Raw genomic sequence first — 16113 nt, 5'->3', positions numbered from 1 at the left:
GATGGTTCTTATAAGGCATACCAGTATCAGTCGGAGCGGCGCAGTGCTGCTACAGGCACACTCATAAATCATAACAAACCATAGGAGCCTGATATGGCTTGGACACAAGGGCATCGTCATATACAGCTTGGCTGCGATCATCCTGATATTGCCACCAGCATAGTGAGTAAGGCCGCCTTGGTAGAGAGTTTACTGGGCGCCGATCTACCGAGCAGTGTCTGGGACGATGACACACTAATGCCCACGCCTTTGGCGTACCCAAGCCCCTATCATCTTGACCAGCGTGCGCAGCCTTACCAAGCGCGTCAGCAGGCGCTATATTGTGGTTATCGCTACAGTATCACGCTCGTGCACGAGCGCGCAGGGTTGAACATTGCTGAATGGATTGGACAGGGCTTGACCCTGTACTGGCACACCGGAGATCACGCGCAGCCGCAGCAGACGCGCCACGGCATCATCACTGAAGTGGCCGCGCTGGGCAGTAACGGCGGTATGGCGACTTACCGCATCATCTGTGAGCCCGCGCTCCATCAGTTGCGCCTAAGCAGTCACAACCGCCGCCATCATCATCTCAGCCTTGCCGATCTGGTCACCGAAATCACCGCGCCGTTTGATCTTAATATCGACATGGATGATCGGTTAAAAGACTGTCATATCCAGCACAGCGTCCAATACAATCAGACTGACTTGGCCTACTTGCAGCAGCATTTGGCGCGCTTTGGCATTACAGGATACTACCACCATGAGCAGGACAACCATACCCTGAGGCTCTTGCCGCACGATGCCGAGATACTCAGACCAAGTAGCGCTGATATCCACAGCATACTCAGCCAAAACCCAGCAAGCCTCGCCGATCGTCAAGACCGTATCATCACCTTAACCCCCAGCACGCGCCATCACCTAAGTGAGGCGCAGCTGTATCGCTATGACAATCGTCTGCGCGGTCACCACAGCGGCGCGCATCAAAGCGATCAGTCGCCAGCGCACCCCAGCACCCATCATCGGTTTATGCACAGTCACACCCATATGGATGATGCGTCCTTGACCGCGCTGGCCACCCGCTACCAGCAGTACCAAGAACAAGTCGCGCACCAAGGCGTCATGACAGGTAACATCCGCCATCTAAAGCTGCCGCATGCGTATCTGGTTGAAGGCAACCCCTTTGTGACTGAGCCCATCAGTTTGGTGGCGATTTATCATCAGATCAACAACCATCTGCCTATCGACTGGCTGGGTAAAACCCCCATTGACCCCATTACCTTGCAGCCCAGCGCGACCAATAGCAAGGTCAATATGGATAAACAGGCCGATCAGGTACATCATGTCAGTGCCCTATATCAGCCTTATCCCTATCACCATCACATTCCCTTTGGCAGCGACCTTGCCCAAACGGGCGCAGCGCACCCCAGTCTCACAGGCCTGATGAGTGCCAGCATTGTGGCCAATGACAGCAGCCGTATCACCACCGACCGCAATCACCGCGCTCACATTCGCTATCACTGGCAACATGGCAATGACGCCTCTGGAGCTGATAACGAGCACTGGGTGCCTATCGCCAGTCATCTGGTCGCTGATCATATGGGGCAGACCCACCCACTGCGTCATGGTCAGCACGTACTCATTGACTTTATCGGTGGCGATCTTACCCATCCCATCATCATCGGCAGCACCCATAACGGCCAAGGCAATCCTGATGCCCAGCACAACAGCATCGTCAGTGATAGTGATGCCATTGATGCCACCAGCCCGACATGGTTTAAGGGATCAACCCATGCCCATCCCATCGATGGCATCAAAACCCAGAGCATCGATTCAAGCCGTACAGGGGAAGCGACCAAAGACAGCGCCGCCAATGGCTACAACCAGCTGCTCTTTGACCACTATCCCAGCCGCGAACAAATCTCCTTGTATAGCAGCAGCCATCAAAGCAGCCTCAATCTTGGTCACCTGCACCAGCATACCGACCATGTCCGTGGTCTGGCACGCGGCCGCGGTATCAGTATCGAAACCCAAGCGGCAGGTAGCGTGCAGGGCAGTACTGGTATGCATATCAGTAGTCATTCGCCAGCCAGTCACCATATGAGCCATGGTAGCCACAGCAAGCTACAAACCGCCGATCAGCACCAAAGCGCCTATCAAACACTGATGAGCACCCATCAACCCGTGGGTCTGCAAGGCAGTAGCAGTACTGTGGCAGAGGACGGCCAAACCCCTTATGCCTTGTTCAGCAAAGACACCGCCGATACGGCCATTGATGGTGCAGGCGCATGGCAACAGCGGCACATACTGATCGACTCACAGCACGACATGGGTATCATGACGGGTCAGCACAGCCAGCATAATAGTACACAAAACACGCATAGCCATGCCACAGCGCATACCCATCACCACAGCCAAACCCAGATCAACCAGCTGGTGGCAGGCGATATACACTACTATGCCAATAAAGCACAAATCCACACCGCAGCCCACGGTGACATGACGATACAGGCGCATCAAAGTGAAATGCGTCTGGACAGCGAGCAGATCTTGCGTATCCATAGCCGCAGTAGTATTGACATCATCGCCCCTGATACGTTAACGCTAAAAGCAGCAGGTAGTGGTATTGAAATATCAGGTGGTAATGTGACGTTTATCACGTCAAGCCAAGTGGGTTATAAGGCAAGTAAGGTGGATTGGGGGAGTGGGGGTGGAAGTGGCTCTCCTAATGTATTCTTACCAAGAGCAAAATTACCCGAAAACTTAGACTTCTATCTTCGTTACATTGTTAAAAACCAAGATGATGAACCACTTCCTTTTACTAAATGTCTGCTTATCAAGCCTGATGGTTCGACTGAAGTATGCACAACTGACTATGAAGGTAAGCTAAAACTTATTGTAGATGATGAATCAAAATATTATGCGTTACATGTGATTACTAATGAAGTCGATGAAGCCATAGAACCAGATGAAAATGATACAGAGGTTGGAGAATAAATATGTCCAATTATTATACCAGACTTAAATTAACGTCATCTATAGTCATTGACATGAGTTCAGTGAAATATGATCTTACCGTTACTTATAAAAATTTATACCCGAAACCAGGAAGTAAAACGCCATCTATTAATGAAACCAACTTGAGTTTTGATGAAAATGGGTTATCTCAGATACAAAAATTATCCAACCGTGAGATAGAAGAAATAATGTATTACATCACAGATAGCTCAGGTAGTTTAGTAAAAAAGGTTACGGCTAAGCGCTTGTCTAAAGCGGGACGGAGCAGTGTTTATCCCTTGAAGTTATCTGAGAGTAAATCATTAAATGATCCGAAAAATAATAAAATAGTTGGAGTAGATGATACAGAAGTTGGATGGATGATTATAGAGAAGCAGGAGACACTACATGATTTTCTAACAAGAATATATCAGTATTCTTATCGTAAAAATGTAGAAGAAGTAAATTTTCGAAAAAATAATTCGCATCTACAAGGAAATCCTATTCTTAACCTCTATCCTGGAGACTTTGTTATTATATCTAACTCTTCAAATGATAAAAATAAAGAACTGGCGAGAATGAAGAGAGATGCTAAAAATGCGAAGACTGAGTTCGATAAAACAAAAAAAGAGTTCGGTTTTGAGAGTGAGCGGTTCGCAAGAAACATGGATTTCTTACATGATGTATTATCAAGCTCAGAATACGTAGCACTAACTGAAAAACCTGAAAATCAGTCAAAGCCTTCAGATGATGTTAACTACGCTGCTGTTGCAGCAGGAACTTCTCAAGGAATAGTTACTTTCAACGAAGTAGCCAATAAGAAAGTCACAGAAGCATACTCAAAAATTGTTGAGGCTATGGAACATGAGAAATCTAAAAAGACTAAACTTTCGAATCCTAAAAACTTCAAGTTATTTAAGCAGAAGTATAGTCAGCTATTCAAAAATTTTGATAACTCGTTTTCACAAAGTTATTTTAAATACAATGCGGGAGTACAGACAGATAAGCTAAGACGTCAGATAAAGAAAAATGTCTATGCGCGCTCTCCTACATATAAGGGGGGAATAAAAGCTTATGTGAAAAACTTTAGAAATATGGGGAAAGTAGATAAGTTCACAAAAGTAGGAGGTAATTTGCTTGTGGCTGTTAGCGTTGGTGATGCAACTATGAACGTAAAAGATGCATATGGTACAGGAGATAGCAGTCATACTCAGAAAACTATTATTAAAGAAACTTTGAAGCTAGAAGGAAGCCTAGGTGGAGCAGGTATTGGATCAGGAGCAGTAATGTTAGCCGCAGGCGCATTTGGTATTGGAACTTTCGGTATAGGCTTTATCTTAGTTGGAGTAGTTGCTGCTGGAGTAGGAGTCGCAGGAGGTATATATGGAGCAGGGTTAGGTGAAGATGCTGCTGAATTTATTAATAAGAGAATATGATGAAACAAAAAGATATTTTAGAACTGATTGCTATTTTTATTTTTATAGGAGGAATGTTTAGTTGGATGACTACATACCAATTGAGTGTTATTTATTTTAGAAAATATAAGAAAGATATTTCTATGATTTTATACTCAGATGAAACGTATTATGATAAAAAGATGGATGGATATGATATCCATTTTTTTATCATCGCAATGGCTAATATTTATATGAATTATCATCTGAAATATAAAAAATATGGCTCATTTAAAATACCACAATTGGCTTGGTATCCTAAAATTAGTGATAAAAGTGCGCTTAAAATTTACAAGAAACATAAAAAGCTAGTCATGGGTTCGTTTTTAACTTTTTCATTAATGGTTTTCTGGTTTGTTGGCAGTAGTTTATTTATTTGGTTAGCTAAAAAAATAGGATGATATTAACATAAGAGCGTTAGTTTTATTGAAAAATATGAAGACAGTAGTGATACCAAAAGCGCGCGGCAGTAGTGATCAGACCGAACGCACGGACTATACCTTTAATAAAATAGGACAGATGCTAACAGCAACAAATGAACACAGCCAACTCAGCCTAACCTATGATGCCAATGGTCAATTGATTAAAGAGCAGCAGTCAAGCTGGTTAACTATCGATGGCGTAGAGCAGAAATACAATCTTGAGCTACAGCATCATTATGATGAAGTTGGCAATCGCACCAAAACCATCCTGCCAGACGGTAAAGAAATCAACCAGCTCTACTATGGCTCAGGACACCTGTATAACCAAAGCCTATACAACCCCAGCACCGAGCAGCATATTGAGCTGCGTCATAGTGAGCGTAACAAACTACATCTGGAGATCAGTCGTCAGCAGGAGGCTATTACCCACACTTATGAGCACAGTCCTGTAGGGCAGTTGTTGAAGCAGTAAGTGCATGTACCGCAGCATCTTGCCATTGAAAGAAGCTATCAATATGACCCAATAGGACAGCTCATTGATGTACAGCGTCATACGTCATTGGCGAGTGGCTCTGAATTAGGATATAGCCAAAGTCATAAGCATCATTATCAATATGATGCAGTCGGTCGTTTGATTCAACATGATGCGTTAGGCGACCATTCAAACTTTACCGAACGCTTCGACTTCGATCCTAGTGGCAATCGCCGATCACTCCACAGTAGCCATCTTGATAATGACCGTGCAGCAAATCACAAGACGCCAGAGAGCTATCAGGCAAATGGTAGACCCAGCGAAATTGTCTCTGATGATCAACTTATCCGTTACCGCTATGATGAGCACGGCCGAGTATCGCACAAAACTATAGTTAAACGAGGCTCAAGCGATAGCATAGTACCGTCGCAAAAAGCGCTGGTCATGAACTATAACGCTAACCATAAACTCAGTGAGTCTATACTCACGGTTCAGGATGGTCAGCAGTCTACGGCGACGACCACACACTATTACCATGATGCTTTAGGCAGACGTATACATAAACACAGCATCACTCAAAACAGCGATCAGGTGCAGCAGCGGCAAATGCACATACTCTGGAGTGGTGATGCGCCTATTCAGGAATATACAGATAGCCACGTATACAGCACCATCTATGATCAAGACAGTTTTGTCCCTATTGCCAGACTGGTATGGGCACAAGCAGACGTCGAGTATGATTCGGACATACGAACTTATTATTACAGCAATGATCAGCTAGGTACACCGCAAGAGCTGGTTGATGATACAGGTAAGTTAATCTGGCAAGCCAACTACCAAGCATGTGGTAAAGTACAGGCTCAAATGTATTGGGATAGTACGACAGCTAGCTATCAAGAATCAGCTCCTGATACGGTGTGGGTAGACGATGTGGAGCTGGAGTATTTGCAGCCTATTAGGTTCCAAGGTCAACATTTTGATAGTGAGACAGGACTACATCATAATGGCTTTCGTTATTATGATCCTGATATGGGAATGTTTACGAGTCGTGATCCAATCGGGTTGATGGGTGGTGATAATGTGTTTGCCTATGCACCAAATCCAACAGGATGGATCGATCCGCTAGGGTTGAAAGTATTTGGTTGTAATGCTATCAATAAAACTGGAGGAGGGAATGGTGAAGTTGAAATTGATGGTGAATTTAGAAAGGTGTGCACTTATTCTTGTACAGGTCCATCTGCTGGAAAAGTTACTATTAAGTCTAGTAGTAGCATGGGAGTTTCAGGATCAGAATATTGCAGAGGTGCAAGGCTTAACACTATTGTCACACCTAGCGGTAAAGTAACTGAAACAACAGATGGGTTTGGAAAGTTCAAGATTAATACAGATTCTTGGTATTGGGATGGTTGGGGAAGAACAGATGATATTTATAATAAATTGAAAAACCTTAGTGAGCGTGATGAATAGAGGGAAGTTATGAGTAGATTAATTTTTTTACAAATTGTTCTTTTACTTCCGTCATGTGTATATTATATGGAAGTGGCTTTATCTATAAATAAAAGCTATGGCGTAAATATATATAAAGCAATGAATTTTTATTTTTTCTTTTGTCTTTAATGGTTATTATTATCGGTATTAAAATAATTTATAAAAATTTTAAATATGAAAAAAATAATATTATCGGTATTTTTATCTTTTTTAGCTATATTTTTTGCTTTTTTGGAGTTTAAGATTGTATATTACATGATAAAGGATTTTTTTTATATAAATAAAAATAATGTCTATGTTAGTATTATCTGTGATTTTATTATCAGTCTATAATAAATCTTATATAATATCGATACAATAGCTATAATAAAATCATATAACAGTATTAACCACGACTTATTCAATCGACTTTCGCAAGCAAGTATTACGTAGCGTTAAAGAAGGTATGACTATTCGAGAAGCCGCTATCTTTTATGAGCTGAGTACCAGTACTATTCACAGTTGGCAGCAGGACTTAGTGCCTAAAATAACTAGAAATAAAGCACCAACTAAAATACCTAATGAAGCCTTATTGAAAGACGTTGAGCAATATCCTGACGATTATATGTACGAGCGAGCACAGCGTTTAGGGTGCAGTAAATCAGGCATTGAGTCAGCTTTAAAACGCCTTGGTATCAGTCAAAAAAAAGACCTTAAAGCATCCAAAAGCCTGTCCGATGAAGAGAACGATATATCAGAATAAGCTTGATAGCTTTATACAGCAAGGCTATCCCATTATTTACATAGATGAAAGTGGCTTTGAGGCTGAAACTATTCGTCCTTACGGTTATGCGCCGATAGGTAAGCCTTGTATCGATAGTTACAACTGGCAAGGTAAAAAAAGAACTAACGTCATTGGTGCTTTATACAAAAAGATGCTGTTTGCACTAAATTACTTTGAGCAGAATATCAATGGCAACATATTCTATGATTGGTGCAAATACACATTGATTCCAAGCTTAAATACTTCATGCGTGATCGTCATGGATAATGCCAGCTTTCATAGACGAGTACAAAGACTACTCAACAGGCACGGTCACAGGCTTTTATTTCTACCGCCTTATAGTCCTGATTTGAACCCTATCGAAAAAAGTGGGCACAGGCAAAGTTTCTGCGCCAAGGATGGACGGAAAATAATCTGCCTAAACTGTTTCATGATATGGGATGTTCTAGTTTTATTGTGGATTGACTATACCAGAAGGTAATCTGGAGCAAAGCAACAAGCCCTTTTGGAAAACTGTCATTAACCTGATTATGTTTTTATGTGCGCTGATTCTTCTATTGTTTATAGGTGCTTTTCTTCTAGATATGATGGGTGCTGCAAGACCACACGGGGACTATCCAAGTTTGGTCGATAAACTTTGGTATGTGGTTAGTTTGGGTTGGTTATAGCTTAATCAGAGTTCTATTACGCTGCGTTCTTTACTTTAGAAAATAAGTGAATAAAACGATGATCGATATGACAGGACGTGGTAAAAACAGGACTTATAGCACTATCGGTAAGACGTACCATACAGAAAATTTGCAATACCAGCTCATCCCATACCGACGGCTTGATTATCCCTTACGCCCTCAACGCACTGTCGTACAGTTTAATAGTACCTATATGGAGCTGATTGACATGTGGGATTTCAGTCGTGGTGAGATTGTTTGGAGTCAACTTTTAATTCTATCTGTTGCTTTGTTTGGTCTAGGTACTTTTAATTATATGGTGTTTCTAGAAGTAAATAGAAATGGCATTGGTTTATTTATTGTATTTTTATGCATAATGATTGCGATTGTATTCGGAATGGTCTATGCAATATTAAGGCGTCTTAGCCGAGAGCTGTTTACCTATACCTATTTTCCTATACGTTTTAATCGAAAAAATGGCAAAGTCTATGTAATCGGTAATAATAAAAAGGTAGAAACTTACGATTGGCAGGATTTAAACATACATATGGATGCAGAGGTTAATGCGCCTTGGGATGTGCGTTGCTGTGATGTGGATGACAAAGGCGTTATTCAGCGCACTTTTAGTCTACCTTTCCGTTATCAGAGAGTTCATAAGGTCTTATATGGACATTTCGAGTTTGTTAATCGCTATATGTCTGCCAAAGATGATAAAGAGCTCGCCGAGGTCGCCAGTAGTATTCGTCATATATTCCCCATTCATAAGCGTAAAGAAACCTTTAAAGAAAGTGTGCAACGTTCCTTACTTGAATATCATTATAATTTTGATGATACAGAGTTTCCAGAAAAAACGTTACAATTAGACTGGTTATTTGCCATAAATATTCCCTTTTGGCTTTTAAAGTTATTAGGGCGGCGACTGTCTATATTAACCTCAAAAACGCCTTATTTCCCAAGCGAGATAGAAGCCCAATGCGACGTAGATCCTAATGACAAGTTTGACCTAAATAAAAACCCGCCTGTATCAGCGCTTATTAAAGCTACCACAGTATTAGAGAAAATCTTTTATGCGATTATGATAGCAGTCGTAACGCTTGCATCCTTGTCTATACTCGCCTTAATCATTGATATCATCGGTGCCATGCGACCACATGGCGACTATCCAAGTTTCTTTAAGATGCTATGGGATATGTTGTTATTTAGATGGTTATGATTCATAGATAGAGACTACTAACTCGTATGATACACGCTAATGGCAGACACCCCATTGCTAAAATGGGTTACTTAGAAGTCGGAAAGCAGATTGGTGTTACTTTAGGACATATCAATATCAATAAGTGCAAAGGAGGAGGCGATTTTACATGGCTTAAGCAAGAAGGCTATCCTGATATTACGGAGCTACTACCACAGCGCACAGTGGTACAGTTCAACTCGACTTATATGGAGCTGATCGGAAGACACGATAGAGTGAAAGGAACTGCCACTGCTTGGATGATATTTTTTATTGGTGCTTGGGGATATGGGATCTATTATCTTACATTAATATTTCTTTCAGCGATTGAAAAGAATGGTGTACTTTTTTTGAGTTTTATAGGGTGTATAATTTTATTATTTGTAGGGTTTATATCAGTCTTTATTAGAGTGCTTTTTACCGAAATTTGTACCTTTACCTATTTTCCTATTCGTTTTAATCGTAAAACCCGCAAGGTTTATGTGCGTCAAGCCAATCGCAAAGTTGAAGTCTTTAACTGGGACGACTTGCAGTTCTACATGTCTACCAGCAAACCTGCTCATGATGGCGCTGATATCAAGGCATTGGTGACCACAAATGATGGCGCAACGGTCAAGCAGATGTTTGCCTTTCCCTTTGTCAGCGACACAACGGCAAACGAAAATATCGGCGGCAAACAACTCAAGCAGCATTTTGAGTTTGTACGCCGTTATATGGAAGCGTCAACGGATAAGGAGCTTGAGGCAGTCAAAGATGCCATTCGCTATATCCATCCTGTGCATGAAAAACGAGAAAATCCATTGGTCTCTTTTCAAAGAGTGGTGCTGGGTGGGCATAATACCTACAGTAACATGGAGTATCCAAAAACCTCTTTTACCCCTGATATCTCTTTATTAGCGATTACCCCGATTTTATGGCTGCGCTATTTGGGTCGTCTGCTTTCTATCAATACCAGTATCACGCCACGCTTTAGCGAGGCTATAGAGTCCGAGTGTCAGATTGACCCCAATGATCCTTATGATTTAAACAAACACCCGCCTGAGGGAAGCCGCCAAGACAAAGTATCACTTCGATACAAGCTTGTTTTTGCTGTTGTCTTATTTGTGTCTACTATTATCATGCTGATTTTCTCAGCATCTTACATTGATATGCTAGGCGAAGTGAAAGGTGGTGATTATCCAAGTTTGCTTGATGGGCTGCTTCGTATTTTATCTTTTGGCTTGTTATGAAGTGATAGAGTGAAAGAATAAGATAGTGATGTTTATCATAGTACGTATAATACTGGCATTATCCGACTTTTGTTTTATTTAATATGATTTTACCTATATTTATCAATCGACTGTCAATCCTACCTTGCATCATGAGGTGCAAAACAAACTAATCTGGGAGCGCAAGCACAATTCTTATGATATTTTGCCTGTCACCGCAGAGCTACAAGCAGCGTTTGCCAATCAAAACTAAACCGTTAAACGCAAATGGTATTCAGGTATGACGGTGAATGCGATATGGTTTATCGGGTAGATGCTGATTATTGCTTAATATTTTGATAATAAAAAACGCCCATCCAAATAATGGATGGGCGTTTTTTTTGTCTTGATGACTAACAGTTAGTCGTCGAGCAGATCCATTTGTTTTGCTGCTTCATAGATACCTGTTGAGCGGTTACCCGTGCGGCAAAATAACAAAATAGGCTGTTCAGCTTGGTTAAAAAAGTCAGCAAATGCTTCTACGTGCTGTTGGTTCAGCTCATGCCCTGCAAAAGACACTTCTTTATAGGCAAGCCCTGCGTCTTTAGCAGCCGCCTCGATCTCAGCGCTGGTTGGTTGTCCCGCTTCTTCACCATCAGGACGGTTATTAATGATGGTCTTAAAGCCATTTTCAGCAATCATTGGCACTTGATCGGGGGTGATTTGGCCAGTCATACTCACTTGATGACTCATAAAAACTCCTTTGTGGTTATTAGTGGGCACTCAGTATATTGCACTGAGTGTAAATAAAAGGGGAAAAGATCGATAATAGCGCGTTCCAGCGTATGCGGACGGGCGCGGTTTTTAAAGGCATATTCTGTAAATACCGCCTTGTCAGTGCTATAGCAATCCTTGCATCAACGCACTTTGATACAGCAGTTTGGCGCGTGCCCCTGTGCCGCAAAACATCAATACAGGTTTTGGCATGGCATGGTAGTAGGCAGCGAATTGCTCAACTGTTAGTAGGCTCAAACGCTCATCGTCAAAGGGCAGATAATGATACGTCAGATTGGCATGCTTAGCCGCCGTCGCTAAGGCGCTACTAGGGGGCTGCGTATCGACTTCGTTATCAGGGCGAATATTGAGCACTGAGCGGTAGCCCAGCTCGGCCAATTTGCTGCACTGACTGGGGTAAATTTGCTTATAAATCGTTAGCTCATTGGTCATAGATAAGGTCTGTTATGGTCATAGATAAATAAAAAAGCCATCGCACTGCGCGATTGAGGACAAATATTCCAGAGCACGCAAGCAGGGCAATGGCCGTGACCTTACTATAACTTATCTGAAAACACCAACGGTTATCATCACGTTAGCGTATTTTGCTGTCATGGCTCGCGCTTGGTCAGCGCATTGACCGCGTCCATGGTGCTCAAATAGACCTGCCCTGACAGCTTAGTGATCAGCGGAGTATACTCGATGATATCCATCACAGGGCCTTTGATAAAGCTAAAGTGTAGCCGCTTGTCTTGCGTAGCCAGCTCTTGGTTGAGCTTAATGAGCATCTCTTGAGCCGTCAGATCAATATGGTTGACCGCTGCCATGATAAGGATGATGTCTTGCGCGTCGGGATATTGTTCACTGGCTTGGACGATACGCCGATGTACCGATTCGCTGTTGCCAAAAAATAAGCTTTCATCAATGCGCAGCATCACCAAATTGTGAAAAGTGATCACATTATGCCGATTGATATTGCGAAAGTGCCCCGTGCCTGCCAGTTGCCCAACGATCGCCACATGCGGCTGGCTAGACTGCCATATCAAACTGGCAAACGACACCATCAAGCCAATAACCAGCCCAGTATTGAGTCCAAAGGCGAGCACACCAATAAAGGCAGCCATAAAGCTGGCAGCATCAAGGCGGTCGCGCTGCCATGCAGACCTCAAAGTTGCGATGTCTATCAGGCCAATAATCGAGGCCATGATGGTTGCGCCTAATAATGCATAGGGTAGCGGGGCAAGGGCATTGCTAAATGCGATCAGCGCCGCCACCATCACCAAGACGGTGACAAGGCTGGCCAGTGGCGTCTTGGCACCTGAGTCTACATTGATGGCGGTACGTGAAAAGCCCCCTGCCACTGCAAAGCTTTGAAACAGTCCACCTGTCAGATTGGCCAGCCCCAGTCCTGTTAATTCTCTATTTGCATCGAATGCCTCACTGCGCAGCCGCGCATAAGTGCTGGCGACCGAGCTACTCGACACAAAGATAATCAAAGCCATCAGCCCTGCAGTGGGCAGCAAGTCCAAAGCGTCGTGAAAGTCCGCCAAATAGGGCAGGGTTAATGTTGGCAAGCCTTGTGGAATCGCCCCGATAGTATCCACGCCAGACCGCGACCAATGCAGCAGCATGCTAAGCACGATAGCAAGGCACAATAGCAGCAGCGGAAATAGGCGCTCCGCCCATTTGGCCATCGACGGCCCAAGCCATGAGTGCCACACCCAACGACTGCCATAGCGGTTGGCAACGAGTAAGCCAAAAGCAATGATACCAATGCACAAGGTGAGTGGATGCCACTGTTCGGCATAGGTTTGCATACTTGATAAGTAGCCGACCAAGCTGCTGCCACTGACAGGAATTTGGGTCAAATATTTGAGCTGACTGACAAAGATCAGTACCGCCGCGCCGCTCACAAAGCCTGCCGACACGCCGCGACTGATAAACTGCATGATCCAGCCGAGCTTAAGCCGCCCCGCTATCCACAGCAGCGCCCCTACCATTAAGGCCAGTAGACTGGCCATCAGCGCATATTGCTGCGGCCCTTGATCGACGTAAGGGTGCAAGCTACTGGCAGTCATGATGGCGGTGATCGCCACAGGACCGACGGCTTGTACATTGCTGGAGCCAAGCCATGCATAGACGATAACGGGGACAATCGCTGCATATAGGCCGTACACTGGCGGCAGTCCTGCCAAAACCGCATAGCCCAAGCTTTGCGGAATGACCAACACTCCAACCACAAAACCTGCGACCACATCAGTCGGTAGTGCGGCTATTTTATATTGTCGCAGCCAAGTAGGTATCAGACGCGCAGCACGAGCAACCATGAGTATGTCTTATCCTCTTATATGAGTGATGCCCAACGTGGCATCCACGTCATACGTTTCTTCGCACGTTTATTTTGTAGTGGCACAAAAGCGTTGATAAAGCAGCTGTAGTACCGCAAGCGCGTCTTCACTGGCAATACGGTAATAAATCTGTTTGCCCTCACGGCGCGTGGCGACCAGCTGGTCTTTGCGCAAGATACCCAATTGCTGCGACAAACTCGGTTGTCCAACACCGACCAAAGACTCAAGCTCGCTGACGCAGTATTCTCCTTGCGTCAGCTGACAAAGCAGCAGTAACCGATCTGGGTGTGATAACGATTTAAGCAACTGGCTGGCTTGTTGTGAGGCGGCCTGCATCTGTCCTGCTAAATTAGATGGCGTCATGTCATCGTCAGGTAGGTCACTAGGGGCGGGGTCATTACTTGACCTACCAAGCACATCGTTCACATGGGTATTTGTTGTCATTTTAATATCCAAAGTTATTCACAAATTATCAAAGGTGTTTACTGATGGCGCGGTCATTGAGCGGTGACCAGTAATTGGCTATTTAATCGCCCCACTTAGCAAACAAAAGTGTCACTATAATATAAGGTCAATTATCAATGATATAAAGGAATATATCAAGTTATATTTTTTTACATTATATAAATTGATATATTATAAAGATATTGTTATCTTAATGATTAAATAAATAGCATTATTAGGCGTATATCCAGTGCGCATCATCACTTTCATATAGATTAGGACCGCTATGCAAGTTCATTCTTTTTTACATGCAGATACCGAGACTTATACTCATGTTTTGGCCGATGCCGAGCAGCAGCAGTGTGCGGTAATCGACCCTGTATTGGATTTTGATCCAAAGTCGGGGCACACGGGCACGTCAGGCCTGAATGAAGTGATCGACTTTATCCGTACTCAAGACTGGGCGCTGGCCTATATTATTGAAACACACGCGCATGCCGATCATCTATCAGGGGCAATCCCGCTCAAATCAGCGCTGGGCGGTGAGCTAGTCATGGGGCGACACATCACTGAAGTGCAAAAGATTTTTAAGCAGGTGTATCACTTTGATACCCGTTTTCGTACCGATGCCAGCCAGTTTGATAAGTTAACCGATGAGGGTGACACTTTTATGCTCGGAGGTATCAGTATCACAGCCATGCATGTGCCTGGGCACACACCTGCGGATATGGCTTATGTCGCCAGTGACGATCAAAAGACAGTGGTCTTTGTGGGAGACACGCTATTTGCGCCTGATGTGGGTACAGCGCGCTGTGATTTTCCAGGGGGTGACGCGGCTACTTTATATCGCTCTATCCAAAAACTGCTGGCACTTGATGACGATACGGTCATCTATTTGTGCCATGATTATCCCAATCAAGGCCGCAAGCATTGCCCGACCACCACGGTAGCGGCAGAAAAACAAGGCAACATTCATGTCAAAGACGGCATCAATGAGGCTGAATTTGTACAAATGCGTGAGCGCCGCGATGCCACGCTTGAGATGCCACGGCTGATTATCCCCTCGGTACAAATCAATATTGACGCAGGTCATCTGCCAGAGCCAGAAGCCAATGGCACCCGCTATCTCAAAGTTCCGCTCAATGTACTGGGTAACAAATCATCAGGTGATCAATAATTGGGCGGTGCATAATAAGCAGGTACGGATAAACAGATACGGCAGATTAAAGTATCAATATATAATCGCTGTTATCATGAAGATAATATTATAAGCGGCTAAGCTGATAAGCAGGCTCAAACATCATAATAACCGCCTACTACCAGCCTATCATCAGTATTAAAAAGGAGTGAGTACATGAGTGTATCAAACCATCATATTGTTTGCCCGCATTGCCATGCGACCAACCGCGTGCCATCTGATAAGCTTAGTGATGCGCCAACGTGCGGCAAATGTGGTCACGCGCTACTAACCAGAAGCGTGCAGGAATTAAACGCGCAAACCATCAGCAAAGTCGTACAAAAAAATGACGTGTTGACCATCGTGGATTTTTGGGCGAGCTGGTGTCAGCCATGTTTGATGATGGCGCCGCAATTTAAGAGCGCAGCCAGTCAGTTGCCGCAAGTGGTGTTTGCCAAATTGCAAACCGACAAATACGAGCAGGCTGCCGCCCCTCATAACATCCGCAGCTTGCCCACTATGGTGGCGTTTCGCAACGGTAAAGAGGTCGCGCGTCAATCAGGCGCATTATCCAGTGGTCAAATCATCCAATGGATCAACAGCTTGTCATGATTTTTGGCAAAAAGTGAACAATAAAAAAGCCAGTATCATTGGTGATACTGGCTTTTGTGTGTGGTCAAGTTGTAGCGGCCATGCGCCCAGTGTTAGC

At 43.9% G+C, this 16113-nt stretch carries 15 protein-coding genes; 11 read left to right on the top strand and 4 right to left on the bottom strand.

The annotated features are described in order from the left end of the window. Positions 1-93: 93 nt before the first annotated feature. From ACFI32_RS00195 to ACFI32_RS00155, 9 genes are all read left to right on the top strand, one after another. Complete coding sequence (locus ACFI32_RS00195; protein ID WP_462624470.1) at positions 94-2976, top strand: contractile injection system protein, VgrG/Pvc8 family; 2883 nt, start codon at positions 94-96, stop codon at positions 2974-2976. 2 nt (positions 2977-2978) lie between these two features. Continuing rightward, positions 2979-4412, top strand: coding sequence for a hypothetical protein (locus tag ACFI32_RS00190; RefSeq protein WP_462624469.1), 1434 nt, complete (start codon positions 2979-2981; stop codon positions 4410-4412). Beyond that, the gene (locus ACFI32_RS00185) at positions 4412-4831 is read left to right on the top strand and encodes a hypothetical protein (RefSeq protein WP_462624468.1); all 420 of its coding nucleotides are present in this window, start codon (positions 4412-4414) and stop codon (positions 4829-4831) included. Before ACFI32_RS00190 ends, ACFI32_RS00185 begins: the two co-directional genes overlap by 1 nt. 34 nt (positions 4832-4865) lie before the next feature. Continuing rightward, a complete protein-coding gene (locus tag ACFI32_RS00180) occupies positions 4866-5324 on the top strand; it encodes a hypothetical protein (protein ID WP_462624467.1) in 459 nt (152 codons plus the stop codon). Next, complete coding sequence (locus ACFI32_RS00175) at positions 5325-6791, top strand: RHS repeat domain-containing protein (RefSeq protein WP_462624466.1); 1467 nt, start codon at positions 5325-5327, stop codon at positions 6789-6791. Positions 6792-7188: 397 nt separating this feature from the next. Beyond that, positions 7189-7554 carry an IS630 transposase-related protein gene (locus ACFI32_RS00170; protein ID WP_462624818.1) on the top strand — a complete coding sequence of 122 codons (366 nt, stop codon included), beginning with the start codon at positions 7189-7191 and terminating at the stop codon, positions 7552-7554. Further along, positions 7529-8056, top strand: coding sequence for an IS630 family transposase (locus ACFI32_RS00165; protein WP_462624465.1), 528 nt, complete (start codon positions 7529-7531; stop codon positions 8054-8056). The genes ACFI32_RS00170 and ACFI32_RS00165 overlap by 26 nt, the downstream gene beginning before the upstream one ends. Before the next feature lie 245 nt (positions 8057-8301). Beyond that, positions 8302-9456 (top strand): DUF6708 domain-containing protein, encoded by a 1155-nt coding sequence (locus ACFI32_RS00160; protein WP_462624464.1) that lies wholly within the window; start codon positions 8302-8304, stop codon positions 9454-9456. Between the two features lie 26 nt (positions 9457-9482). Continuing rightward, entirely contained in the window at positions 9483-10703 is a 1221-nt protein-coding gene (locus ACFI32_RS00155; protein WP_462624463.1) for a DUF6708 domain-containing protein, read from the top strand. Positions 10704-11081: 378 nt separating this feature from the next. Here the strand turns inward: ACFI32_RS00155 and ACFI32_RS00150 are convergent, their stop codons facing one another. The 4 genes from ACFI32_RS00150 to ACFI32_RS00135 form a co-directional block, all read right to left on the bottom strand. Beyond that, on the bottom strand, positions 11082-11414 hold the full coding sequence (locus ACFI32_RS00150; RefSeq protein ID WP_462624462.1) for a protein tyrosine phosphatase family protein: 333 nt from the start codon (positions 11412-11414) through the stop codon (positions 11082-11084). Between the two features lie 147 nt (positions 11415-11561). Beyond that, a complete protein-coding gene (locus tag ACFI32_RS00145; RefSeq protein WP_462624461.1) occupies positions 11562-11888 on the bottom strand; it encodes a protein tyrosine phosphatase family protein in 327 nt (108 codons plus the stop codon). A gap of 158 nt (positions 11889-12046) precedes the next feature. Next, a complete protein-coding gene (locus ACFI32_RS00140) occupies positions 12047-13762 on the bottom strand; it encodes a SulP family inorganic anion transporter (protein WP_462624460.1) in 1716 nt (571 codons plus the stop codon). A gap of 69 nt (positions 13763-13831) precedes the next feature. Beyond that, on the bottom strand, positions 13832-14227 hold the full coding sequence (locus ACFI32_RS00135) for an ArsR/SmtB family transcription factor (RefSeq protein ID WP_462624459.1): 396 nt from the start codon (positions 14225-14227) through the stop codon (positions 13832-13834). A 286-nt stretch (positions 14228-14513) separates the two neighbouring features. Here ACFI32_RS00135 and ACFI32_RS00130 point away from each other — a divergent pair, with 286 nt between their 5' ends. Further along, positions 14514-15404, top strand: a complete 891-nt coding sequence (locus ACFI32_RS00130) for an MBL fold metallo-hydrolase (RefSeq protein WP_462624458.1) — start codon at positions 14514-14516, stop codon at positions 15402-15404. Positions 15405-15581: 177 nt separating this feature from the next. Further along, on the top strand, positions 15582-16016 hold the full coding sequence (gene trxC, locus ACFI32_RS00125; RefSeq protein WP_462624457.1) for a thioredoxin TrxC: 435 nt from the start codon (positions 15582-15584) through the stop codon (positions 16014-16016). Positions 16017-16113 lie beyond the last annotated feature (97 nt).

Source organism: Psychrobacter sp. PSi21 (assembly GCF_054960615.1).
Note: the sequence above shows the minus strand (reverse complement) of the source record. Positions and strands in the feature narration are given on the sequence as shown.